The following is a 23,858-nucleotide window of genomic DNA, read 5'->3' as shown; positions in this document are numbered from 1 at the left end:
TCCCATGCGTATCGATCGCCGCAGTTTCCTGACCACCAGCCTCGGCGTCGCCGCCGCCTCGGGCCTAGCGCCGACGACCAGCCTGGCCGCGGAGCCGTCCCTGGCCATTCCTGACGACGGCTGGCGGCTCTGGATCGACCAGGGTGCGGCGTGGAAGGACGACGTCATCCACCTGCCGGGGACGTTCGAGCTGGCCAAGCTGCCGGTCAATCCGCCGACCGGCGGCTGGGGCGCTTTGGCGTCCAGCGAGGCGATCACTGTCAAGCTGCCGACCACGGTCGAGGAGCACTTCTGGGGTCAGTTCGGCACGCGCCCCTACGGTCCAGACGAATACCGCTACGCCGAAGACGACGATGTGCCGCGCTACAGCGCCTACAAGGGCGTGTCGTGGTGGACCAAGACCGTCGACATCCCCGCCTCGGCCAAGGGTCAGCGCGTGCTGTTGAACATCCGGGGCGCGCGCAAGCGGGCGGAGGTGTTCCTCAACGAGCAGCTGGTCGGCTACTCGATCATGTCGGAGCTGCCGCTCGTCTGCGACCTGAGCGCGGCGATGAAGCCCGGCGAGGCCAATCGCCTCTCGATCCGCATCACCAATCCCGGCGGTCGCTTCGACTGGCGCGACTCCACGACCATGATGTGGGGCAAGCTGAAGCTGTTCGCCGACCACGGCTTCGGCGGTCTCGATCGTGGCCTGACGCTGAGCGTCCATCCTCGCGCGGCGCGGATCGATGACGCCTGGGTGCTGAACACGCCCCAGCCACGGCAGGTCACCGGCTTCATGGAAGTCGTGCTCGACAAGCCTCTGCCGAAGACGGGCCTCGACAAGCTGAAGGCCAAGGCCGCCGTGACCCTCGTCGACGACGCCGGCGCGCCGGTCGCGGCGACGACCATCATCGAGGCGATCGAGGCGATCGACGAGCACCGCCTGCGGGTCCGGTTCTCGGTCGCCGCGCCGGGCGCCAAGATCTGGGATCTCGATACGCCCATCCTGCACCGCCTACGCTTCCGCTGGACCGAGACCAAGAAGGCGGTCGACACCCGCGAAGTCCGCTTCGGCTTCCGCTGGTTCGGCGTCGATGGCGTCGGAACCGACGCCCTGTTGCGCCTGAATGGCCGCCGTGTGCGCCTCTATTCGGCGATCTCCTGGGGCTACTGGGGCTTCAACGGCCTGTGGCCGACGCCGGAGCTGGCCAAGCGCGAGGTCACCTCGGCCCACGCCCTGGGCCTCAACGCGCTGCACTTCCACCGCAACGTCGGCAAGCCCGAGGTCTTCGACGCCATGGATGAGATGGGCCTGCTGCGGGTCATGGAGCCCGGTGGCGGTCGTCACGCCATCGGCCGCGACCTCAAGCCCGGCGAGAAGCTGTCGGTTTCCGACACGTTCAGCCGCGATTTCATGCTCGAGAAGTGCAAGGCCATGGTCCGCGCTTTCCGCTCGCGGCCGTCGCTGGTGCAGTACACTCTGCAGAACGAGATCGGCGCCAACCTGGCCAATCCCGACGTTCAGATCGTGCTGAAGGCCATGCACGACCTGGACCCCAGCCGGGCGGTCATCCTCAACGACGGCTTCGTCAAGCGCGGCGCGGCCCAGGCCATGTACCTGCCGTACAACGACCACTACTACCGCTCGGACGTCGAGCAATGGGGCGGCTGGTGGGTCGAACACCAGGGCGCCGGCGACCAGTGGTACGACAAGTTCTACAAGTCCAAGGACGAGTACATCCACATGCAGAAGGGCAAGCCCTTCATCGTCGAGTTCGGCGAGATGCAGGGCTGCGCCACGGCCGACAACCATGAGGCCATGGTCGTCGAGATCCTGGCCAAGGGTGGCAAGAGCTACGATCTGCAAGACCACAAGGACGTGGTGGCGACGACCAACAGCTATATCGAGCGCTGGGGCTTCAAGCAGGCCTTCCCGACCAGCGAGAAGCTGTGGCTGTCGGTCGGTCGCAAGGTCTACGAATCTTGGCGCAACTACCTTGAGAACATCCGCCTGGGCGAGACGGTGGATGTCGCCTGCGTCTCGGGCTGGGAGAGCACCTCGATCGAAAACCACTCCGGGGTCGTGGACAACCTGCGCGGCTTCAAGGCCGATCCGACCTTGATGAGCCAGGCCCTGCGGCCGGTCATGGCCATCGCCAAGCCCCGGGCCCTGGCCTATGCGGCCGGCGACAGCGCCGAGCTGGACATCTGGTTCTTCAACGACACGGGCAAGGCCGCGCCCGGCGAACTGGTGCTGAGCTTGGTCGGTCCCGGGGGCGAGACCGAAGTCCTGGGCCGCTGGCCCGCGCCGGCTCAATCGCCGGACCAGTTCAGCTATCTCGTGGCCGAGAGCTTCCGGACGCCGGCCTTGGGCCGCGAAGGGCTCAACAAGATCCGCATCGCGTTTGGCGACGTCGCCTCCGACCGTGAGATCTGGGTCACCGCCGCCACCCCCAAGTCCGCCACGCCGGTGCGCATCGGCGTGTCGGGGATCGCCAAGAGCCTCCGCGAGCAACTGGCCGCCACGCCGGGTGTGGTGTTCGAGGACTTCAAACCGGGCGTCCGCTACGCCGGCATCGTCGCCTCTGGCCTGAAGACCGACGAGATCGTTCGCCGTCAGGTCGGTGAGCAGACGGGCCTGGAAGCCCAGCCCAAGAAGGGCGAGAAGCCGGTCGTCGTGCTCGGCGAACTGCCGCCCGAGGTCCTGGCCGCTGTCCAGGCCGGCACGCCGCTGCTGGCGATGGTTCAGGAGGACGGCCTCGCCGACGGCGTCGCCAAGCAACTCTCCGGCCTGGGCCTGTTCAGCTATGCTGGCCAGGTCGGTGGGCTACGGGCGCCGTGGATGGGCAACTGGAACTATGTCCGCGCCCACGCCACCTTCGCCGGGCTGCCGGCCGACATGGCCATGAGCGTGCTGCACCAAGTCGAGGGGCAGCCCTCGAACGGCCTGGTGGTCGATGGTCAGGGTGTCGAGGTCATCGCCGCCTATAGCCGCGACCACGACCGCAAGAACGGCGCGGCCAGCTTCATCGCTCGCAAGGACAAGGCGCGGGTCCTGGTCCACCGCCTGCCCGACATGGCCAAGCCGCTGCAGCAGCGCTGGCTGGCCAACGCCGTCGCCTGGTTGGCGACCGGCGCTTAAGGAGAACGCGATGATTACCCGACGCGATACGTTCCTGGCGGCCGCCCTGGCCGCGACGCCGGGCCTCGTCCTGGCCGCGCCGCGCAAGCCGGTGTTCGAACGCCTGGGCTGGGCTGGGAAGACTCCCGGCGGCGACGGCGGCAAGGTCATCAAGGTGACCACCTTGGCAAGCGGTGGTCCGGGCTCGCTGCGTGAAGCCATCGCCGCCAAGGGCCCTCGCACGGTCGTCTTCGACGTCGCCGGGGTGATCGACCTCAAGCGCCACAGCATCAAGGTGGTCGAGCCGTTCCTGACCATCGCCGGCGAGACCGCGCCGTCGCCGGGCGTCACCCTGATCAAGGGCAGCCTGGCCATCGAGAGTCACGACGTCATCGTTCGTCACATCCGCGTCCGCGCCGGCCGTGACGGCGAGGCCAGCAAGAGCGGCTGGGAAGTCGACGGCATCACGTGCTGGAAGGCCCATGACGTCATCGTCGACCATTGCTCGGTCAGCTGGGCCACGGACGAGAACCTGTCGGCCTCGGGTCCGCGTTTCGACGGCGGCGAGGACCAGGCCAAGTGGCGCGACGGGACTTCGCACCGGATCACCTTCAGCAACAACATCGTCGCCGAGGGGCTGTCCAACGCCAGCCACGTCAAGGGCGAGCACTCCAAGGGCAGCCTGATCCACGACAACGCCTATGAGGTGCTGATCGTCGGCAACCTCTACGCCCACAACCGCGAGCGGAACCAGCTGTTCAAGGGCGGGGTCGAGGCCGTGACGATCAACAACTTCGTCTACAACCCCGGCACCCGCTGCATGCACTACGCGCTGAACGCCTCGGAATGGGTGGGCCACCAGTGGCGCGTCGGCCAACTGGCCATCGCCGGCAATGTCGTGAAGGGCGGCGCCTCGACGCGGCCTGACCTGCCGTTCCTGATCGTCGAGGGGCAGGGGGATCTGGAGCTCTACGCTTTCGACAATCCGGCTCACTATGCCGACGGAAGCGAGATGCCGCCGGTGCGCATCCTCAACACCGACCCGTTCCCGAAGATCAAGCTGCTGGAGAAGGCGCCGTTCTGGCCGGAGGGGCTGAAGCTGAAGCCCTCGAGCCAGGTCGAGGGACACGTGTTGGCAAACGCCGGCGCGCGGCCCTGGGACCGCGACGCCGTCGACCGCCGGATCGTCCGGGAGGTGAAGGCCGGGACGGGTAAGGTGATCGACGACGAGCAAGAGGTCGGCGGCTACCCGAAGGTCTGAGCCGGGTAGCGCCCTGAACCTCAGGTCCTGCGGCAGGTGATGCGGTCGCCGACCGTCATCGGCGCGCCGTTTCGCGAGATCCGCCATTCGATGATCATCGTCGCCGGATCCTGGCGGATGAAGGCGAACGCCTCCTCGGGCTCGCCGCCGTCACGCTGACGCGTCCAGACCCATTGGTCGCCGGTCCAGCCTTCGGAACGATACCAGCGCATCCCGCCGCCCGAGGCGATGCCGGCGCGGAAGGTCTTGCCATCGGGCGCCTGGGCCCAGGTCTCGGTGGCGCCGTAGCGACCGGGCGGGCGGTCGAGGTGATCCTTCACCAGGGCGCCGCTGCGCGGATCAATGCGGAAGACGATGTCCGAGGCGAGGGGGCGGTTCGAGGGCAGGAAAACCCCTTCACAGCCCCAGGCGCCTTCGAAATAGGTCCAGGGCGCGGGCGCCGGGTCGGCCAGCAGGGTGGTTGAGGCGAGGAGCAGGGCAAGCATGAACACACCGAACGCGGTTACGTGAGAAGCTTAGCTAGTGACGCGCGCCGCGATCGCAACTCGCGACGATCCCGTGCGCACAAGATGGCGCATCGGCCGTCTTCCAGCTAAGACGCGCACATGCTGCGTATTTCGGAACTGAAGCTGCCGCTCGGCCACCCGCCGGAGGCCATGGCGCCGGCCATTGTCGAGCGCCTCGGGATCACGCCCGACGACCTGGTGAGCTACGAGGTCGCTCGCAGGGCCCATGACGCGCGCCGCAAGGCCGCGATCCTGATGGTCTATTCGGTCGACGTGACCCTGCGCGACGAGGCCGAGGTGCTGGCGCGCTTCGCTGGCGACAACCACGTGCGTCCGACGCCGGACACCGAATACCGCCTCGTCACCAAGGCGCCGAACCTGGCCGACAGCCTCCGACCGGTCGTCATCGGCGCAGGCCCTTGCGGCCTGTTCGCCGGTCTGATCCTGGCCCAGATGGGCTTCAAGCCGATCATCCTCGACCGCGGCAAGGTGGTGCGCGAACGGACCAAGGACACCTGGGGTCTATGGCGGCGCAGCGAGCTGAACCCGGAGTCCAACGTCCAGTTCGGCGAGGGCGGCGCCGGCACCTTCTCGGACGGCAAGCTCTACAGCCAGATCAAGGACCCCCGACATCTGGGCCGCAAGGTGCTGACCGAATTCGTCAAGGCCGGCGCGCCCGAGGAGATCCTGACCGAGGCCCACCCGCACATCGGCACCTTCCGCCTTGTGACGATGGTCGAGAGCATGCGCGAGACCATCGAAGGTCTGGGCGGCGAGTATCGCTGGCAACACCGGGTCGACGAGATCGACATCGAAACGACCGCCGACGGTTCGCGCAAGGTGCGTGGCCTGAAGCTCTCGACCGGCGACTATCTGGAGGCCCAGCACGTGGTGCTGGCCGTCGGCCACAGCGCCCGCGACACCTTCCAGATGCTCTACGACCAGGGCGTCCACATCGAGGCCAAGCCGTTCTCGATCGGCGTGCGGATCGAGCACCCGCAGTCGTGGATGGACAAGGCGCGGTTTGGAACGTGCGCCGGTCACCCGGACCTGGGCGCGGCCGATTACAGCCTGTCTCATCACTGCAAGAACGGCCGCACCGTCTACAGCTTCTGCATGTGCCCGGGCGGCACGGTCGTGGCGGCAACGTCCGAGCCTGGCCGGGTCGTGACCAACGGCATGAGCCAGTATTCGCGCAACGAGCGGAACGCCAATTCCGGCTTCGTGGTCGGCATCGATCCCGAGCGCGACTATCCGGGGCACCCGCTGGCCGGCATCGAGTTCCAGCGCAAATGGGAGAGCCTGGCCTATGTGGCGGGCGGGTCGAGTTATCAGGCGCCGGGCCAGAAGGTCGGCGACTTCATGGCGGGCCGGCCCTCGACCGAACTGGGCGAGGTGGTTCCTTCCTATAAGCCGGGGGTGACCCTGACGGACCTGTCGGCCTGCTTGCCGGCTTTCGTGATCGACGCCATGCGCGAAGCCCTGCCGGTCTTCGGCCGCCAGATCGCCGGCTATGACCATCCCGACGTGCTGCTGACCGGCGTCGAAACCCGGACGTCCTCGCCGGTGCGGATCACGCGCGGCAAGGACTTCCAAAGCCTCAACACCGCTGGCCTTTTCCCGGCCGGCGAGGGGGCGGGCTACGCCGGCGGCATCCTGTCGGCCGCGGTCGACGGCATCAAGATCGCCGAGGCGGTGGCTCAGGCCTACATCGCCGAAGGCCTGATCCCCGCGACGACCTGACGGCCGTCGCGGGTTCTGGCGTTACTCGGCCGCTTCGAGGACCTGCTCCAGGGTCGGATAGTCGGTGTAGCCCTTGCCATCGCCGCCGTAGAAGGTGCTCGGGTCGGGTGCATTGAGCGGGGCGCCCTTGCGCAGCCGCTCCACAAGGTCCGGATTGGCGATATAGGCCTTGCCGAAGGCGACGGCGTCGGTCTTGCCGGTCTCGATGGCCGCATTGGCGCTGGCCAGGTCGAACTTCTCGTTGGCGATGTAGACGCCACCAAACGCGGCCTTCAGCGCCGGGCCCAGGCTGTCGGCGGCCTCGTGCTCGCGGGCTGAGATGAAGGCGATCTTGCGCTCGCCCAAGGCCTTGGCGACGTAGCCGAAGGTGGCCGGCAGGTCGCTGTCGCTGATGCCGTGGGCGTCAGCGCGCGGGGCCAAGTGGACGCCAACGCGGCCGGCGCCGAAGACGGAGATCGCCGCGTCGGTCGCTTCCAGCAGCAGGCGAGCGCGGTTCTCGATCGGGCCGCCGTACTGGTCGGTGCGTTGGTTGGAGCCGTCCTGCAGGAATTGGTCGAGCAGGTAGCCGTTGGCGCCATGCAGTTGCACGCCGTCGAAGCCGGCGTCCTTGGCGTTCTGGGCGCCCTGGCGGAAGGCCTCGACCACGCCGGCGAGTTCCTCGGTCGCGAGGGCGCGAGGCGTCGGGTAGGGGCGTTCGGGGCGCAGCAGGCTGACATGGCCCTTGGCGGCGATCGGGCTGGGGCCGACCGGAGCCTCGCCGTTCAGGTGCGACGGGTCCGAGATCCGGCCCACGTGCCAGATCTGCATGAAGATGCGGCCGCCCCTGTCGTGCACGGCCTTCGTGACCTGCTTCCAGGCCTGGGTCTGTTCCTGGGACCAGATGCCCGGGACGCCGGGATAGCCGACACCCTGCGGCGAGACCGGGACACCTTCGGTGATCAACAGGCCGGCCGAGGCGCGCTGGGCGTAATATTCCGCCATCAGGGCGTTGGGGATCTGGGTGGGACCGGCGCGCAGCCGGGTCAGCGGCGCCATGACGACGCGATTGGGCAGGGTAAGGTCGCCGACGCGCAGCGTGTCGAACAGGGTAGGCATGTAGAGACTGTCCCTCAAAGGGGCGCCGACCCTCCGTCGGCGTCTGTCAGCTATCTGGGAACGAGGCGTCAGACCGCAACCGCAACAGGCTCTGATTTCGTCTAAAAGCGGGCTCGCGAAATCTGCAAGGCCTGGAGTCAGCGCCGCTGGCGGTACTTGTCCAGGTCCAGTCCATGGCGCTCGACCTTGTCGTAGAAGGTCTTGCGTGGGATGCGCAGGACCTCCAGCGCGGCGCGCACGTCGCCGCCGCAGCCGGCCAGGGCCTCCTCGATTACATGGGCCTCGTAGGTCGCCACCCGCTCGGGCAACGGGGGCAACGCGTCGACCACGCCGCCCGCCGGGGCCTGGTCGGCCAGGCCGAGCGCCACGCGCTGGGCGTAGTGGCCCAACTCCCGCACATTGCCGGGCCAATCATGGTTCAGCAGCCGCCAGCGCACCTTGTCGTCGACGACGGGCTCGGCGCCGTTCAACCGCTCGCAGGCGCGCGCCAGGAAGTGGGCGAAGAGCAGCGGCACGTCCTCGCGGCGTTCGCGCAGCGGCGGGATGCGGATGCGCACGACGTCCAGCCGGTGGAAGAGATCCTCGCGAAAGGTCCCGGCGGCGACGGCGTCGGCGAGATCCGACTTGGCGGCGGCCACGACGCGCAGGTCCAGGGTCTGGGCGCGGTTGGAGCCAAGCGGCGTGACCTCGCGCTCTTCCAGCACTCGCAGGAACTTGCCCTGGGCCTCCGGCGCCAGCGTCTCGATCTCGTCGAGGAACAGGGTGCCGCGATCGGCCTGCTGGATGCGGCCGATGCGCTGGCGAACCGCACCGCTGAACGCGCCCAGCTCGTGGCCGAACAGTTCGCTGTCGAGGGCGCTCGAGGGCAGGGCGGCGCAGTCGACGGCGACGAACTCGCGGTCGCGCCGACGACCCCAGACGTGCAGAGCGCGGGCGGCGAGTTCCTTGCCAACCCCGGTCTCGCCCTCCAGCAGCACATCGACGTCGGCGCTGGCCAATTGGCGCAGGGTGGCGCGCAGGCGTTCCATGACCGGGGTCTGGCCGATCAACGGCCAATCGCTCTGAGCCTGGGCGGCGAGGGTCCTGAGCTCGCGGTTCTCCAGCACCAGCCGCCGTTTTTCAATCGCTCGCCGCACGCTGGAGACCAGGCGTTCGGGCGCATAGGGCTTGGCCACGAAGTCATAGACGCCGTCGTGCATGGCCTCGACCGCCTCGGAGACGTCGGCGTGGCCGGTGATCAGGATGACGGGGAGGTCCTCGTCCTGTTCCTTGAGGCGTCGAAACAGCTGGCGGCCATCCATGCGCGGCATGCGGATGTCGCTGACCACCACGCCGGGGAAGGCGGGCGACAGGGCCGCCAAGGCGGTTTCGGCCGAGGCGAAGGCCAGGACGTCGAAGCCGGCCAATTGCAGGGTCTGGACATTGGCGTCCCGCAGGACGTCGTCGTCGTCGATGAAGGCGACCTGGTTCACGGACATGCTAGCGCGCCTTGGGCAGGGACATGACGAAGCGAGCGCCGCCGGGGCCTGGCTCCAGGGAGAGCTCGCCACCGAATTCGGCGACGATGTCGCGACTGATCACCAGGCCCAGGCCGAGGCCTCGCGGCTTGGTGGTCGCGAAGGGGGTGAACAGGGTGTCGGCCGCCTCGGGCGCCAGGCCCGGGCCGTTGTCGGCGACCAGGATCCGCACCTGCGAACGCTTGACCAGGACCTGCACGCGGATTTCCGGATCGGCCGCGCCCTCCAACGCCTCGATGGCGTTCTGCAGCAGATTGACCAGCACCTGTTCCAGGCGGAAGCGCTCGGCCATCACCTTGGCGGCCTCGTCGGCCTCGTCGCGGATGACACGGACGCCCTGCTGGCGCAGGCGCGGTCCGACGAGCAGCAGGGCGCCGTCGACCGCTTCGCGCACCGTCACCGGCGCGGCCGGGGCGCTGGACTTGCGGGCGAAGGCGCGCAGTTCATCGGTGATCAGGCCGATCCGCTCGGTCAGGCCAGAGATCAGGCCGAGATTGGCCTTGGCGGTCTTCTGGTCGGCGCGATCGAGAAAGGCGGTGGCGTTGTCGGCATAGGCGCGAATGGCGGCGACGGGCTGGTTGATCTCGTGCGCCACCCCGGCGGCGATCTGGCCCAGGGTCGCGAGCTTGTTCGACTGAACCAACTCGTCCTGCATCAGGTGGACGTGGGCCTCCGCCCGACGGCGCTCCTCGATCTCGACGGTCAGGCGTTGGTTGGTCTCGCGCAGTTCAGTTGTCCGCTCGGCGACGCGAGCCTCGAGCTCCAGGCGAGCCGCTTCCTGGCGGGCGGCGCGGACAGTCGCCTGGCCGCGCCAGCGCAGCACGGCGGCGGCCAGGCCACAGGCGACCAGGCCGGCCAGCAGGGCGATGGCCCGGCCCCCGGCCACGGCGGTCCGCAGCGCCGCCTCGACTGGGGTGAAGGTATAGATCGTCCAGCCCGCCGCTCCGAGATCGGCGCTGGCGGCCATGTAACGCGTCTCGTCCTGACCGGGCGGCGCGACGCTGGTCAGGACCGGCGCGCGGGCGCCTGCGGGGGCAGGGGAGGCATTCAGCACCAGGAACGGGGCGTCGCCGAAACGGTGCTCGGCGCGCAGACGCTCCTGCTCGGCGCGCGGCAGGCGGCGCAGGGTCGAGAAACGCCAGGTCGGGATGGAGGTGACCAGGATCACGCCATTGGAGTCGGTCACGAACGCGGGCTCGGCCGCCGACCATTCGGCCTCCAGGGCCTCGAACTCGACCTTCACGACCACCACGCCCAGCGGACCGTCACGGCCGTCGACGCGCCGGGACATGAACAGGCCCGGCCGGCGGCTGACCGTGCCGAGGGCGAAGAGCTCCGCCGTCCCGTTGGCCGCGGCGTCCTGGAAATAGGGGCGGAAGCTGTAGTCGGAGCCGACGAAGCTGGTCGGTTCGCGCCAGTTGCTGGCGGCGATGGTCGTGCCCCTGGCGTTCAACACGTAGATCACCGCCGCACGGGTGCCGCCGCTCAAGGTCTCGAGCTTGCGGTTCAAGGCGTCGATGCCGCGCGGATCGGCCGAGCGCAGGGTTTCGGCGACGTCGGGGTCCTGGGCCAGGACGAAGGGCAGGGAGCGGTGTTTGGCCAGCTCGCTGCGCAGCACCGCCGCGTGCAGGGTCGCCGAGGCCTGGGCCTGACGCGCCAGATCCGCCGTCGCGCGGCGCTCGGCGAAGGCGCCGGCGAAACCGACCAGGCCGGCCAGCACGATCAGGCTGGCGGCGAAAAACACCGTCCAACGTCGCACGATCGGGTCGGCCAGATTCGGCAGCGGCGGCCGGGTCATGAGCGCGCTTCCAAGCTTTGTGCGGAATTTCGCACAAACCTGCCTCGTGGCGTGAGGGATTTCGCCAGGAGCTGCGGCGATTGCACAGCGCTGTCAGGGAAAAGTTCGAGTAAATTCAAAGGGCTGATACTTTTTCCGAGGTCGCTTGCACGACCTGCCTGCGAAAAGGATCGTCTATCCAAGCGGCCTGGCAAAGGGGCGCGGGATGGAAACGCGGCCCTCGGGCCTGGCCAAGAGGCGACAGTGCAGACGATCCAACCGGCCGCTCCGGCGCCGCACGACGGCCGACCCAAGCCGTTCTATCGGCATCTGTACTTCCAGGTGCTGGTCGCCATCCTGGTCGGTGGCGCGATCGGTCACTTCCAACCCCAGATCGGTCAATCGCTGAAGCCCCTGGGCGACGCCTTCATCAAGCTGGTGAAGATGGTCATCGCCCCGGTGATCTTCCTGACGGTTGTCACGGGCATTTCAGGCATGCGCGACCTCGAGAAGGTCGGCCGAGTGGCGCTGAAGGCGATGGTCTATTTCCTCGTCTTCTCGACCCTGGCCCTGGTCATTGGCCTCGTCGTCGCCAACGTCGTCCAGCCGGGCGCCGGCATGAATATCGACCCCGCGACCCTGAAAACCGACAAGGTCGCGGAGTACGCCGCCAAGGCCCACGATCAGACGATCGTCGGCTTCCTGATGAACATCATCCCGGCCACCGTGGTCGGGGCCTTCGCCGACGGCGAGATCCTGCAGGTGCTGCTGATCTCGATCCTGTTCGGTCTGTCCCTGACCCTGGTCGGCGAGCCCGCCCGGCCGGTGATCGACTTCCTGGAAGCGGTCGCCCAGGCCTTCTTCAAGCTGGTTCACATCGTGATGAAGGCCGCGCCGATCGGCGCCTTCGGGGCCTTCGCCTTCACCATCGGCAAATACGGCATCGCCTCGGTCGCCAACCTGGCCATGCTGGTCGGGACCTTCTACCTGACCTCGCTGCTGTTCGTGATCGTGGTGCTGGGCGCGGTCGGGGTCGCCAACGGCTTCTCGATCTTCAGCCTGATCCGATACCTGAAGGCCGAACTGCTGCTGGTGCTGGGCACCAGTTCGTCGGAAGCGGCCCTGCCCAGCCTGATCGAGAAGCTCGAGAAGGCCGGCTGTCCCAAGTCCGTCGTCGGCCTCGTTGTGCCGCTCGGCTACTCTTTCAATCTGGACGGCACCAACATCTACATGACGCTGGCGGCGCTGTTCATCGCCCAGGCCACGGGCGTGCACCTCTCCTGGGAGCAGCAGGCGCTGCTGCTGGGCGTGGCGATGCTGAGCTCCAAGGGCGCGGCGGGTGTCACAGGCGCGGGCTTCATCACCCTGGCCGCCACCCTGTCGGTGGTGCCCGCGGTGCCGGTGGCCGGCATGGCCCTGATCCTGGGCGTCGACCGGTTCATGTCCGAATGCCGGGCCTTGACCAACTTCACCGGCAACGCGGTGGCGGCCATCGTCGTCTCGCGCTGGGAGCGTGGCCTGGACGCCGAGGCGCTCAAAGCCGCGCTCAATCCTGAAAAGGCCTTGCCGCCTCCAAGCGGAACCATTCCGGACCCGGCCCGCCCTTAAGCGGCCGATCCTCCATTCAAGCGCAGTCAGAACAAGAAAACTTTGGGGAGCTAATCGCGTGACGAACCAAACCCTTCGTGGCTATCGCCGCAGTCTCATTCAAGGCGCCGCCCTGGCCGGCCTGCTCATCGCCACCGGCGCGGCCGCCCAGGAGGCGACCGACACGACCAAGGTCGAGGAGATCGTCGTCGTCGGCAGTCAGATCAAGGGCGCCAAGACCACGGCGGCCCTGCCGGTCACGGTGCTGGACAACAATCAGATCGCCGCCACCGGCGCGGTCTCGGGCGATGACCTGTTCCGCTCCATCCCGCAGATGGGCGACGTCTTCATCAATCCGAGCAACGCCCCGCAGACCAGCAACTCCACGCGTGGCGACGTCAATTCGATCAACCTGCGCAGCCTGGGCGTCGGCAACACCCTGGTGCTGCTGAACGGCCGCCGCCTGGTGTCGCACCCGACCAGCCAGTCGTCGGGTACGGTGCCGCTGCTCGGCTACAACGCCAACGCCATCCCGACCTCGAACCTGGAGCGCCTGGAAATCCTGCGCGACGGCGCCGCCGCCATCTATGGCGCGGACGCCGTGGCCGGCGTGGTCAATTCGGTGCTGCAGACCGACTTCGACGGCCTGACGGTCGACGCCCAGTACGGCTGGGCCGAGGGCACGCACCGCAAGGAATACAGCAGTAACATCTTCGCCGGCCGCAACTTCGCGGAAGGTCGGGGCAACATCTCGCTGAACGGCAACTTCACCTGGCGCACGGCCCAGCGTCCCAGCGATCGCCCCTACACCGCGACCCAGGATCTGCGTCCGCTGTTCGCCGGCTATACCGACTACGCGGCCAGCGCCGCGCCGGACAACCGCGGCAACCAGAACTCGTTCGCCAACTTCACGGCGTTCGGCGTCACCAGCGCCATCCGCCAGGGCACGACGGCCCTGACCACGGCGGCGGGCGCGACCCACGTCCAGCCCAACACCATCGCCGGCTGTGTGACCCAGATCGGCAACGGCCTGTGCCTGGGCACCGGCAACCTGGCGACCGGCAGCACCGCCAATGCCTACCGCTATAACGCGCCCCAGAACGACGCGACGACCATCGCGCCGGAGATCGAGCGCCAGAACCTGTTTCTGAATGGCCACTACGACATCAGTGACACGCTGACGGCCTACGGCGAGGTCGGTTTTTACCACGCGACCTCCGAGGGGCTGACCACCCAGGGCACCAGCCTGGTGGCGATCGGCGTGCCGGCCAGCAACTACTACAACCCGTTCGGTCCGGTGACCTTCGCCAACGGACAGGCCAACCCCAACCGTCTGCCGAACCTGACCAACGTGCCGGCCGCCGGCCTGCCGGTGACCTTCACCAACTACCGCTTCAACGACCTGGGCCCGAGCAAGGTCGAGGTCGAGAACTATCAGACCCGCTTCCTGGGCGGGCTGAAGGGCGAGAAGTGGGGCTGGTCCTGGGACTCGGCGCTCCTCTATTCGAAGGCCGACGCCAAGGACGAGAGCGACGGCATCGACAGCAAGAAGCTGGCCGCCCAACTCGCCCTGTCGACGCCCGACGCCTACAACCCGTTCAACGGCGGCTGCCTCGACGGCACGGGCGGTCGTGACTGCACACCCAGCTCGCAGGCCGCGCTGGACGCCATCCGCTTCCGCCTGAAGCGCCACTCGACCACCACCCTGACGCTGGCCGACTTCAAGGTTTCCAAGCCTGACCTCCTGACCATCTGGTCGGGCGACGTCGGCGTCGCCGCCGGCGTCGAGTTCCGCCATGAGACCCAGCAGGATCGCCGCGACCCGATGCTGGACGGCCGCACGCCCTTCACCGACCCGGTGACGGGCGCGACCAGCGCCAGCAACGTGACCGGCGTCAACGACACCCCGAGCACGAAAGGCTCGCGCGATGTCGGCTCGGCCTTTGTCGAATTCGCCCTGCCGCTGGTCTCGCCCGACATGCACATCCCGCTGGTCCGTCGTGTCGACGTTCAACTGGCCGGTCGCTTCGAGAACTACAGCGACTTCGGCTCGGTCGCGAAGCCCAAGGTGGCTGTCGCCTGGGACGTGGTCGACGGGGTCCGGTTCCGGGGCTCCTGGCAGCAGGGCTTCCGGGCCCCGAACCTGGAGACCACCAACCCGTTCAGCTACTCGCGGACTAATACGGTCACCGACTACTACCGCTGCGAGGCCGACCTGCGCGCCAAACGCATCGCGACGTTCTCGGCCTGTAGCCGTGGCGTCGGCATCCGCTTCACCACGGCCGGCAACCCGAACCTGAAGGCCGAAGAGAGCGAAAGCTATTCGGTCGGCGTGGTTTTGCAGCCGACCTTCATTCCCGAGCAGTTCGGCCGCTTCACGTTCACGGTCGACCGTTGGCAGATCAAGCAGGACGGCATCGTCGGCACCCTGGGCTCGACCAATATCGCGGTGCAGGACTACCTGGCCCGCCTGACCGGCTCGAACAACACCAACGTCATCCGCGCCAACCCGACGGTCGACGATGTCGCCTTCTTCAATGGCACGGGTCTGGCGCCGGTGGGCCAGATCCTGGAGATCCGCGACCAGTTCAAGAACCTGCAGCCGCAGACGGTCAGCGGCATCGACTTCGGCCTGAACTGGGTCCTGCGCACCGAAAACGTGGGCCGCTTCAGCCTGAACGTCGACGGCACCTATATGGATAAGTACTCGCAGGAGTTGGCCCCGCCGATCGCCGAACTGTTCGCCGCCCGCGCCGCCAGCACCATCAACCCAGCCACGCCCCTGACCGATCCGGGCGACCTGCTGAAGCGCAACGGCAAGCCGAAGTGGAAGTGGAGCAGCACGGGCACTTGGCGCGCCGGACCGGTCCAGGTCGGCGCCTCGGTGATCTACACCGGCGCGGTGCTGGACACCGACCTGCTGTCGGCCGTCGGCGAGCCCTGGCGCGTCAAGCCGCTGACCACGGTCAACCTCTACGGCCAGTATCGGTTCGAGCAGAAGGGCTGGGCGCATGACACCCGTATCCGGGTCGGCGCGCGGAACCTCTTCGACAAGGATCCGCCGCTGTCGTCGGGCGGCTACATCGGTTCGCTCTACAACCCCTATGCCCGCTACTGGTATCTCAGCATCGCCAAGTCGTTCTGATGCTGAGCTGGCCGGCCGCTCCTTCCTCCCCCGGGAGCGGCCGGCCCTTCCTCGTTTCGCGTTTGAAGGCCCATACACTCATGAAGATCCTCGCCGCCGTTCTGGGTTTCAGCCTGGCCCTCGTGGGCGGCGCGCGGGCCGAGCCGCCCACGGCCAAGGCGTGCCCCGAAGGCCTCCCCACCGAGACCCGGTGCCTAGCCGGGCAGGACCAGAACGGCGCCTACTACTGGATCGCTATCCCGAAGGCCTGGAACGGCTCGCTGGTCGTGCACACCCACGGCGGCCCGCGCCTCAAGACGCCCAAGCCCGACGATGCGGTCGAGGATCTCCAGCGTTTCGCCGTCACCGTGGCCGAGGGCTATGCCTGGGCCGGCTCGAACTATCGGCGGGAAGGCTACGGCGTCCGATCAGCGGCCGAGGACAGCGACAACCTCCGCGAGCTCTTCTGGGAAACCTACGGCCGCCCCAAGCGCACCCTGCTGCATGGCCAGTCCTGGGGCGCCAACGTCGCGGCCAAGACCGCCGAGCTCTATGGCAAGGACGCCCAAGGCAAGTTGGTCTATGACGGCGTCATCCTGACCAGCGGCGTGGTCTCGGGCGGGACACGCGCCTACGACTTCCGCGCCGACCTGCGGGCCGTCTACCAGTATTATTGCGGCGACCATCCGGCCAAGGGCGAGACGCAGTATCCGCTGTGGCAGGGGCAGCCGGTCGGCTCGAAGCTCACCAACAAGCAACTGGACGAGCGCGTGAACGCCTGCACGGGCGTCAACCTGCCGGCCGACAAACGCTCGGACCAGCAGAAGCGCATTCTCGCCAACATCCTGGCCGTGACGCGGATCCCCGAGCGCACCCTGGACAGTCATCTCGGCTGGGCAACCTTCACCTTCGCCGACATCGTCAACAAGCGACTGGGCGGAAAGAACCCGTTCGGCAATGTCGGCGTCGTCTATCAGGGCTCGGATGACGACAAGGCGCTGAACAAGGGTGTGCCGCGCTTCGCGGCCGATCCGGAGGGCGTGCGCCTGCTGGCGGAGGACAGCGACCTGACCGGCAAGCTGCTCGTGCCGACCCTGACCCTGCACGCCATCGACGATCCCACGGCCTTCGTGGAGCTCGAGCAGGTGTTCCACGACACGGTCGCCAAGGCCGGTAGAAGCGATCTGCTGGTCCAGTCGTTCACCGACGAGCACGAACACTCGAAACTCGCCACGCCGGAATACGCCGCCCTGCTGCGCGCGATGAGGGCGTGGATAGAGCGGGGGGCCAAGCCCAGCCCCTCCTCTTTGGCCGCCGGCTGCGCCGAGGCGGTGCAGACCTATGGCGAGGCCTGCCACTTCCAGGTCGATTATCGTCCGCCGGACCTTTCAACCCGCAGCTATCCGCGCGTGAAGCCGGGTCTGACGCAGCGGTGATCGCCAGAGGTCGGACCTGAGTCCGCCGGGCTCGGACGCTGGAAACGCGAAAATAGCGGGCAGAGCGCTGCTTCGGCGTGCTTTGCTGCTGTGCAAAATGACGCCTTTTGTGCGCTGCGGCAGCTGAGAACGCGGTTTTGCGATTGCCGGTTTCCCCCGCCGGCCGCCTCCTGATCACGACACGGGGGACAACGACGTTTCCTGTTGGCTCGTAAGGGCCGCCGGCGGCGCTGTAGCCGTTTGGCAAGCTTGGACAACGACGTCCGGAGAGACCGCTGCGCGTGGTCTCGCCGGGCGTTTTTTTGTTTTAGCCTTAGGGGATGAAGGCATGAAATCTGTCCGATTTATGCTGCACTGCGGTGCGGCGCTGAGCGCGCTCGCCTGGAGCACGGCCGCCTTGGCGCAGGCCGCGCCCGATCCGGCGCCAAAGCCGGCCGAAGAGGCGGTCGCCGAGCCCGCCGCGGAAGCCGCTCCGGAACCGCCGCCGCCACCCGCGCCGCCGCCGACGGTCAGCGACCAGATCGGAGCCGGCAAGCTGATCCTGGAGGTCCGCGCCCGCTACGAGAACGTCGACCAAACCCGCACGGCGACCCTGCGCGATGAGGCCAACGCCTTCACGATCCGTACCCGCCTGGGCTGGGAAACCGCCGAGTTCAAGGGCGTCAAGGGCCTGGTCGAGTTCGAGGACGTCCGCCAGCTGGGTTCCGAGCACTACGCCGTCAACGTGCCGGGTGTGACGACCGCCCCGCTGAACGGCGCCGACAAGGCCCGCTTTCCGGTCGTCAACGATCCGGACGTCACCGAGCTGAACCGCGCCCAGCTGACCTGGACGCCCAGCGCCGCCTTACAGGTCACCGCCGGTCGCCAGCGGATCCTGTTGGACGACCAGCGCTTCGTCGGCAATGTCGGCTGGCGCCAGGACGAGCAGACCTTCGACGCCATCCGCGCCGACGTCGCCTACGGCCGCTTCAAGGCGACCTACGCCTATGTCACCCACATCAACCGTATCCTGGGCGAACTGCGCGACTGGGACAGCGACAGCCATCTCTTCAACGCCACCTGGTCGCCGGCGGAAGCCTTGCGCTTGCAGGGCTTCGTCTACGCCCTCGACTTCGGCAACTCGGCGGCCAACTCGTCCATCACCAAGGGGGTGAAAGCCTCGGGCAAGACATGGCTGGGCCTGTATCAGTTCGCCTACAACGCCACCTTCGCTCAGCAATCCGACTATCGCCACAATACGGCAGCGTTCGATCTCGACTACTTCGGCGCGGACCTAGCCGGCACCTTCGACATCTACACCGTGAAGGCCAGCTACGAGTCGCTGGAAGGCGACGGCGTGCGCGGCTTCACCACGCCCCTGGCCACCGTCCACGCCTTCAACGGCTGGTCGGACGCCTTCGCCTCACCGGGTGGCAACAAGAGCTTCGTCGACGGGATCGAGGACCTGAACCTCAGCCTGAACGTCAAGCCGCGCTTCCGCCGGACCTACTTCTTCAACAGCGACGTCGTGGTTCGCTACCACGACTTCAACGATCAGCGGACCGGCGCGGACCTCGGCCACGAGTGGGACGTCCAGTTCACCGCCGCCATAACCACCAAGCTCTCGATCCAGCTGAAGTACGCCGACTTCCAGCGCGTCACGACCGTGCCCGTGGGCACGGCGACGCCGCCGGCCGCGCGGACCAAGGCCTGGTTCACCCTCGAATACAAGTTCTAGCCCACAGGACGCATGACCATGACCGACAACACAAAGTCCGGCCTGACCCGTCGCCACGCCCTGATGGGCGCCGCCGCCACCATCGCCGCCGCCAAGGCCGCTTTCCCGGGCGGAGCGCACGCCGCCGGCGCGGGACCCGAGACCGCCAAGGCGCGCCTGGGCTTCATCGCCCTGACCGACAGCTCGCCGGTGATCATCGCCAAGGAGCGGGGATTGTTCGCCAAGCACGGCCTGCCGGACATCGAGGTGGTCAAGCAGGCCTCCTGGGCCGCCACCCGCGACAACCTGGTGCTGGGCTCTGAGCGGGGCGGCATCGATGGGGCGCATATCCTGTCGCCGATGCCCTATCTGATGACCACCGGGGCGATCACCAACGGCGTGCCGACGCCGATGTACATCCTGGCTCGCCTCAACACGAACGGCCAGGCGATCTCGGTCGGCAACGATCTGAAGAGCGTGCAGGTCGGGCTGAACAGCGCCGGCGCCAAGGCCAAGTTCCAGCAGCTGAAGGCCGCCGGCAACATCGCCAAGATCGCCATGACTTTCCGGGGCGGCACCCACGACCTGTGGGTCCGCTACTGGCTGGCGGCGGGCGGCATCAATCCCGAGACCGACGTCGCCACCATCGTGATCCCGCCGCCGCAGATGGTGGCCAACATGAAGGCCGGCACCCAGGACGCCTTCTGCGTGGGCGAGCCGTGGAACGGTCAGCTGGTCAATCAGAAGGTCGGCTACACCGCCTGCCTCACCTCCGAGCTCTGGATGAACCACCCGGAAAAGGCGCTCGGCATGCGGGCGGCCTGGGTCGACAAGTATCCGCGCGCCGCCCAAGCCATCACCGCCGCCATCCAGGAAGCGCAGATGTGGTGCGACAAGACCTCGAACCTTCCGGCCATGTGCTCGATCGTCTCGGGCCGTCAGTACGTCAACGTGCCGATGGGCGACATCCTGCCCCGCCTGCAGGGCACGGTGGACTACGGCGACGGCCGGACGCTGAAGAACTCGCCGCATCGCATGAAGTTCTGGGCCGACAACGCCAGCTTCCCGTTCAAGTCCCACGACCTGTGGTTCCTGACCGAGGACGTCCGCTGGGGCGTGCTGCCGCAGAAGACCAACACCAAGGGCCTGGTGGACAAGGTCAACCGGTCCGACATCTGGCGCGCGGCGGCCAAGACCATCGGCCAGAACGGTCCGGCCGGCGACAGCCGAGGCGTCGAGCGCTTCTTCGACGGCAAGGTGTTCGACCCGGCCAATCCGGGCGCCTATCTGGCCAGCCAGCCGATCAAGAAGCTGGTCTGAGGGGAGGGCGCGCCATGACCTATCCCAAGCCCTCGTTCACCACCGCGACTCCGGCGCCTGACGCGGTGCCGGGGACAGCGGTCGCTTCGCTTCCGCCCGAGGCGGCCAAGCCTTCGCCCTACTCGGAACTGGGGCGTCACGCCAAGGCGATCGCCGGCCTGGTGATCCCACCGGTCCTGACCGCGCTGGTCGCACTGGCGCTCTGGCAGGCGATCATCGGCGACTCCTATACGGGCCTGCCGGCGCCCAAGCAGGTGTGGCTTGAGTCCAAGGACCTGATCCTTCACCCGTTCTACGACAACGGCGGGGTCGACAAGGGTCTGTTCTGGCACGTCTTCACCAGCCTGAAGCGCGTCGGGGTCGGCTTCTCGATCTCGGCTGTGTGCGGGATCCTGCTGGGCGTCTTCGTCGGCTCCAACCGCTGGGCGCATCGGGGGCTGGACCCGATCTTCCAGGTCCTACGCACCGTGCCGCCCCTGGCCTGGCTGCCGATCTCGCTGGCCGCCTTCCATCAGGCTCAGCCGTCGGCCCTGTTCGTGATCTTCATCACGGCGATCTGGCCGATCATCATCAACACCGCCGTCGGCGTGCGGAACATCCCCAGCGATTACGTCAATGTCGCCAAGGTGCTGCGCCTTTCGCCGGCCGAATACTTCTTCAAGATCCTGCTGCCCTCGACCACGCCCTACATCTTCACGGGCCTGCGCATCGGGATCGGCATGAGCTGGCTGGCCATCGTCGCCTCGGAAATGCTGCTGGGCGGCGTCGGCATCGGCTTCTTCATCTGGGATCAGTACAACGCCTCGCGCATCGCCGACATCATCGTGGCCCTGGCCTGGGTCGGCATGACGGGCTTCTTCCTCGACCGCCTGGTGGCCCTGGTCGGCCACTTCGTCTCGCGCGGCAGCGCGGCCAGCTAGGGAGTCACGCACATGGCAAAAGCCTATCTTTCCATCGAGAACGTCGGCGTGACCTTCACCAAGGGCGCGGCCCGCAGCGAGGTGCTGACCGGGATCGACCTCAAGGTCGACAAGGGCGAGTTCGTCTCGATCATCGGCCACTCGGGTTGCGGCAAGTCCACGCTGCTGAACGTGGTGGCGGGTCTCGTGCCGGTCACGACCGGCGCGGTGATCCTTGACCGGCAGGAGGTCAACGCCCCGGGGCCCGACCGCGCCGTCGTCTTCCAGAACCACTCGCTCCTGCCGTGGCTGTCGGTCCGCGAGAACGTGTCCCTGGCGGTCGACAAGGTGTTCGGCGGGAGCAAATCCGCCGCGGAACGTCGAGAGTGGACGTTGCACAATCTGGAGCTGGTCAAGATGACCCACGCTCTAGACAAGCGTCCGGCCGAGATCTCGGGTGGCATGAAGCAGCGGGTCGGCATCGCCCGGGCCCTGGCCATGGAGCCCAAGGTGCTGTTGCTGGACGAACCGTTCGGGGCGCTCGACGCCCTGACCCGCGCCCACCTGCAGGACAGCGTCATGGAGATCCACGCCGTGCTCAAGAACACGGTGCTGATGATCACCCACGACGTGGATGAGGCCACCTTGCTGTCGGACCGCATCGTGATGATGACCAATGGCCCGCGCGCCAGTGTCGGCCAGGTTCTGGATGTCGCGCTGCCCCGCCCGCGGGATCGCCTGGCGATGGCCGAGGACCCGACCTACGTCCATGCGCGGGCGGCGGTGATCGAGTTCCTGTACGCAAGAAGGGCTGCTTAAGCGGGCTTGAGCTCTTGCAGGATTGTCGGGATCAGTTCGGACACCGTCGGATGGATGTGCACCGCCCGTTCGATCACCGTGTAGGGCGCCTTGGCGTACATCAGGTCGATCATGCCGTGGATGGCTTCGTCGCCGTTCAGGCCGAGGATGGCGGCGCCGAGGATCTGCTTGGTCTCGGCGTCGACCACCACCTTCATGAAGCCCTGGGTCTCGCCCTTCTCGACGGCGCGGCCGACGCGGGTCATCGGGCGCTGGCCGACCAGCAGCGGTCGGCCGGTCGCCCTGGCCTCGGCCTCGGTCATGCCCACCCGGCCCAGGGGCGGATCAACGAACAGGCCGTAGCAGGTGATGCGATCGCTGACCTTGCGGGCGTCGTTGTCGAGCAGGTTTGCGGCGATGATCTCGAAGTCGTTGTAGGCGGTGTGGGTGAAGGCGCCCTTGCCGTTGCAGTCGCCCATCGCCCAGATTCCAGGCACATTGGTCCGCAGCTGGTCGTCGACGGCGATATAGCCGCGCTTGTCGATCTCGACCCCGGCCGCCGCCAAGCCCAGGTCGTCGGTGTTGGGCTTGCGGCCGACCGCCAGCAGGACGTGCGAGCCGGTCACCTGGGGCGCGCCGGCCTCGCAGGTGACATGGACGCAGACGCCTTCCTCACCCCTCTCTGTCTTGTTGGGCGAGAAGCTGATGCACTCGGCGTTGAGGCGGACGGCGATCCCCTCGGCTTCGAGGATCTCGCGGATCGTGTCCGAAATCTCCGGATCCTCGCGGCCGATCAGGCGCGGCCCCATCTCGACGACGGTCACCTGGCTGCCGAACCGGCGGAACATCTGGGCGAATTCCAGCCCGATGTAGCTGCCGCCGACGATGACCAGGTGCTCGGGCAGCGTATCCAGCCGCATCATGTCGACATTGGTCAGGTAAGGAATGTCGCCAATCCCGGGCATGTCGGGCGCATTGGCCCGGCCGCCGACGTTCAGAAAGATCTGGGGCGCGGTGAGCAGGTCATCGCCGACCCGAACCGTGGCGGCGCTCTCGAAGCGGGCATGGCCCTGGATCACCGTGCAGCCCGGCATGCCGCGCAGCCATTTTTCGACACCGTCCCGCGCGTTACGGACGACCGTCTGCTGGCGGTCCTTGACGCGCTTCATGTCGACGCCGACCTCGCCCTCCAAGGTCACCCCATAGTCGGCGGCGCGGCGGGCCAGATGCGCGGCATAGGCGCTGGCGACCAGGGTCTTGGTCGGCATGCAGCCGGTGTTGACGCAGGTCCCGCCGAAATCCTTGCGCTCGACTATCGCCACCGTCTGGCCGGCGGCGGTCAGGCGACCGGCCAAGGACGGCCCGGCCTGTCCGGCGCCGATGATGATGGCGTCGAAGCGCTGGGCGGTCATCGCGCCAGCGCCAGGATCGCCAGTGCGCCGACCACGGCCACCGCGTCCTCGATCAGGGCGGCGGGCAGGTCCTTGCCGAACTTGGCGGCGAGACGTCCGCGGATGTCCGCGCCGCCCAATGTGCCGATCACCGCGCCGACGGCGCCGATGGCCGCGCCGCGCACCCAGTGGCCGCTGGGCATCATCAGGGCCGCGCCGCTGAAGGCGCCGCTCAGGATGCGCGTACCGAACTGGTGTGGAACCTTGCGGCTGGGTGTCTTCGGGTGCTGGTCGGCGACCAGTTCCAGAAGCGCCAGCAGGGTGAAGACCGCCACCGCGATCCAACCGCCCAGCCAGGCAAGCGGAAAGCCGGCCAGCGGCAGCCAGCCCAGACGGGCGGCCCACGCGACGGCCGCCGGCGCCGTCATGGCGCGCAGACCCGCGATCACGCCGATCAGCAGGGCGAAGAGATAGAGGGCCATGAAAGACTCCGCTTCAGCTTGTTTCGGCGAGACTGCCGCGCGTCTTCAGGACAACGCAAGGTCGAACGCGGCTCTTGCACGTTCCGATCGTGTTCGACGCGCCATGGCGTCAGGGACGGCATG

16 protein-coding genes are annotated in these 23,858 nt (G+C 67.7%); 10 read left to right on the top strand and 6 right to left on the bottom strand.

The features are described from left to right. Positions 1–4: 4 nt before the first annotated feature. On the top strand, positions 5–3,124 hold the full coding sequence (locus AC1RRV_RS09285) for a sugar-binding domain-containing protein (RefSeq protein ID WP_492859333.1): 3,120 nt from the start codon (positions 5–7) through the stop codon (positions 3,122–3,124). 10 nt (positions 3,125–3,134) lie between these two features. Further along, on the top strand, positions 3,135–4,364 hold the full coding sequence (locus AC1RRV_RS09280) for a pectate lyase family protein (RefSeq protein ID WP_492859332.1): 1,230 nt from the start codon (positions 3,135–3,137) through the stop codon (positions 4,362–4,364). Positions 4,365–4,384: 20 nt separating this feature from the next. Here AC1RRV_RS09280 and AC1RRV_RS09275 read toward each other — a convergent pair whose 3' ends face one another. Continuing rightward, positions 4,385–4,849 (bottom strand): hypothetical protein, encoded by a 465-nt coding sequence (locus AC1RRV_RS09275; protein ID WP_492859331.1) that lies wholly within the window; start codon positions 4,847–4,849, stop codon positions 4,385–4,387. A gap of 120 nt (positions 4,850–4,969) precedes the next feature. Between AC1RRV_RS09275 and AC1RRV_RS09270 the strand changes: the two genes are divergently transcribed. Then, positions 4,970–6,613: an NAD(P)/FAD-dependent oxidoreductase gene (locus AC1RRV_RS09270; RefSeq protein WP_492859330.1), complete on the top strand. Its 1,644-nt coding sequence runs from the start codon at positions 4,970–4,972 to the stop codon at positions 6,611–6,613. Between the two features lie 21 nt (positions 6,614–6,634). Here AC1RRV_RS09270 and AC1RRV_RS09265 read toward each other — a convergent pair whose 3' ends face one another. From AC1RRV_RS09265 to AC1RRV_RS09255, 3 genes are all read right to left on the bottom strand, one after another. After that, entirely contained in the window at positions 6,635–7,708 is a 1,074-nt protein-coding gene (locus AC1RRV_RS09265; RefSeq protein WP_492859329.1) for an alkene reductase, read from the bottom strand. Between the two features lie 137 nt (positions 7,709–7,845). Continuing rightward, entirely contained in the window at positions 7,846–9,186 is a 1,341-nt protein-coding gene (locus AC1RRV_RS09260; protein WP_492859328.1) for a sigma-54-dependent transcriptional regulator, read from the bottom strand. A gap of 1 nt (position 9,187) precedes the next feature. Beyond that, a complete protein-coding gene (locus AC1RRV_RS09255) occupies positions 9,188–11,023 on the bottom strand; it encodes a sensor histidine kinase (protein ID WP_492859327.1) in 1,836 nt (611 codons plus the stop codon). 243 nt (positions 11,024–11,266) lie between these two features. On the opposite strand from AC1RRV_RS09255, the gene AC1RRV_RS09250 reads away from it, so the two are divergent. From AC1RRV_RS09250 to AC1RRV_RS09220, 7 genes are all read left to right on the top strand, one after another. Further along, positions 11,267–12,610, top strand: coding sequence for a dicarboxylate/amino acid:cation symporter (locus AC1RRV_RS09250; protein WP_492859326.1), 1,344 nt, complete (start codon positions 11,267–11,269; stop codon positions 12,608–12,610). 58 nt (positions 12,611–12,668) lie between these two features. Next, complete coding sequence (locus AC1RRV_RS09245) at positions 12,669–15,734, top strand: TonB-dependent receptor domain-containing protein (protein WP_492859325.1); 3,066 nt, start codon at positions 12,669–12,671, stop codon at positions 15,732–15,734. Positions 15,735–15,814: 80 nt separating this feature from the next. After that, entirely contained in the window at positions 15,815–17,149 is a 1,335-nt protein-coding gene (locus AC1RRV_RS09240) for a hypothetical protein (protein WP_492859324.1), read from the top strand. A gap of 328 nt (positions 17,150–17,477) precedes the next feature. After that, positions 17,478–18,866 (top strand): alginate export family protein, encoded by a 1,389-nt coding sequence (locus tag AC1RRV_RS09235; protein ID WP_492859323.1) that lies wholly within the window; start codon positions 17,478–17,480, stop codon positions 18,864–18,866. A gap of 12 nt (positions 18,867–18,878) precedes the next feature. After that, a complete protein-coding gene (locus AC1RRV_RS09230) occupies positions 18,879–20,165 on the top strand; it encodes a CmpA/NrtA family ABC transporter substrate-binding protein (RefSeq protein WP_492859322.1) in 1,287 nt (428 codons plus the stop codon). Between the two features lie 14 nt (positions 20,166–20,179). Beyond that, positions 20,180–21,085 carry a nitrate ABC transporter permease gene (ntrB, locus tag AC1RRV_RS09225; RefSeq protein WP_492859321.1) on the top strand — a complete coding sequence of 302 codons (906 nt, stop codon included), beginning with the start codon at positions 20,180–20,182 and terminating at the stop codon, positions 21,083–21,085. A gap of 12 nt (positions 21,086–21,097) precedes the next feature. Further along, the gene (locus AC1RRV_RS09220; RefSeq protein ID WP_492859320.1) at positions 21,098–21,883 is read left to right on the top strand and encodes an ABC transporter ATP-binding protein; all 786 of its coding nucleotides are present in this window, start codon (positions 21,098–21,100) and stop codon (positions 21,881–21,883) included. Here AC1RRV_RS09220 and AC1RRV_RS09215 read toward each other — a convergent pair. Together AC1RRV_RS09215 and AC1RRV_RS09210 are read right to left on the bottom strand one after the other, a co-directional pair. Continuing rightward, positions 21,880–23,274, bottom strand: a complete 1,395-nt coding sequence (locus AC1RRV_RS09215) for an FAD-containing oxidoreductase (RefSeq protein ID WP_492859319.1) — start codon at positions 23,272–23,274, stop codon at positions 21,880–21,882. The genes AC1RRV_RS09220 and AC1RRV_RS09215 overlap by 4 nt on opposite strands. Then, a complete protein-coding gene (locus AC1RRV_RS09210) occupies positions 23,271–23,735 on the bottom strand; it encodes a DUF4126 family protein (protein ID WP_492859318.1) in 465 nt (154 codons plus the stop codon). The genes AC1RRV_RS09215 and AC1RRV_RS09210 overlap by 4 nt, the downstream gene beginning before the upstream one ends. Positions 23,736–23,858: the final 123 nt, after the last annotated feature.

The sequence above is a fragment of the Caulobacter sp. GW821-FHT11E10 genome (assembly GCF_058808375.1).
Note: the sequence above shows the minus strand (reverse complement) of the source record. Positions and strands in the feature narration are given on the sequence as shown.

Coding starts and splice junctions, on each gene's coding strand:
- AC1RRV_RS09220 (WP_492859320.1), top strand. CDS start 21,098: ATGGCAAAAGCCTATCTTTCCATCGAGAACGTCGGCGTGACCTTCACC.
- AC1RRV_RS09275 (WP_492859331.1), bottom strand. CDS start 4,849: ATGCTTGCCCTGCTCCTCGCCTCAACCACCCTGCTGGCCGACCCGGCG.
- AC1RRV_RS09255 (WP_492859327.1), bottom strand. CDS start 11,023: ATGACCCGGCCGCCGCTGCCGAATCTGGCCGACCCGATCGTGCGACGT.
- ntrB (WP_492859321.1), top strand. CDS start 20,180: ATGACCTATCCCAAGCCCTCGTTCACCACCGCGACTCCGGCGCCTGAC.
- AC1RRV_RS09235 (WP_492859323.1), top strand. CDS start 17,478: ATGAAATCTGTCCGATTTATGCTGCACTGCGGTGCGGCGCTGAGCGCG.
- AC1RRV_RS09285 (WP_492859333.1), top strand. CDS start 5: ATGCGTATCGATCGCCGCAGTTTCCTGACCACCAGCCTCGGCGTCGCC.
- AC1RRV_RS09260 (WP_492859328.1), bottom strand. CDS start 9,186: ATGTCCGTGAACCAGGTCGCCTTCATCGACGACGACGACGTCCTGCGG.
- AC1RRV_RS09270 (WP_492859330.1), top strand. CDS start 4,970: ATGCTGCGTATTTCGGAACTGAAGCTGCCGCTCGGCCACCCGCCGGAG.
- AC1RRV_RS09240 (WP_492859324.1), top strand. CDS start 15,815: ATGAAGATCCTCGCCGCCGTTCTGGGTTTCAGCCTGGCCCTCGTGGGC.
- AC1RRV_RS09265 (WP_492859329.1), bottom strand. CDS start 7,708: ATGCCTACCCTGTTCGACACGCTGCGCGTCGGCGACCTTACCCTGCCC.
- AC1RRV_RS09210 (WP_492859318.1), bottom strand. CDS start 23,735: ATGGCCCTCTATCTCTTCGCCCTGCTGATCGGCGTGATCGCGGGTCTG.
- AC1RRV_RS09230 (WP_492859322.1), top strand. CDS start 18,879: ATGACCATGACCGACAACACAAAGTCCGGCCTGACCCGTCGCCACGCC.
- AC1RRV_RS09280 (WP_492859332.1), top strand. CDS start 3,135: ATGATTACCCGACGCGATACGTTCCTGGCGGCCGCCCTGGCCGCGACG.
- AC1RRV_RS09215 (WP_492859319.1), bottom strand. CDS start 23,274: ATGACCGCCCAGCGCTTCGACGCCATCATCATCGGCGCCGGACAGGCC.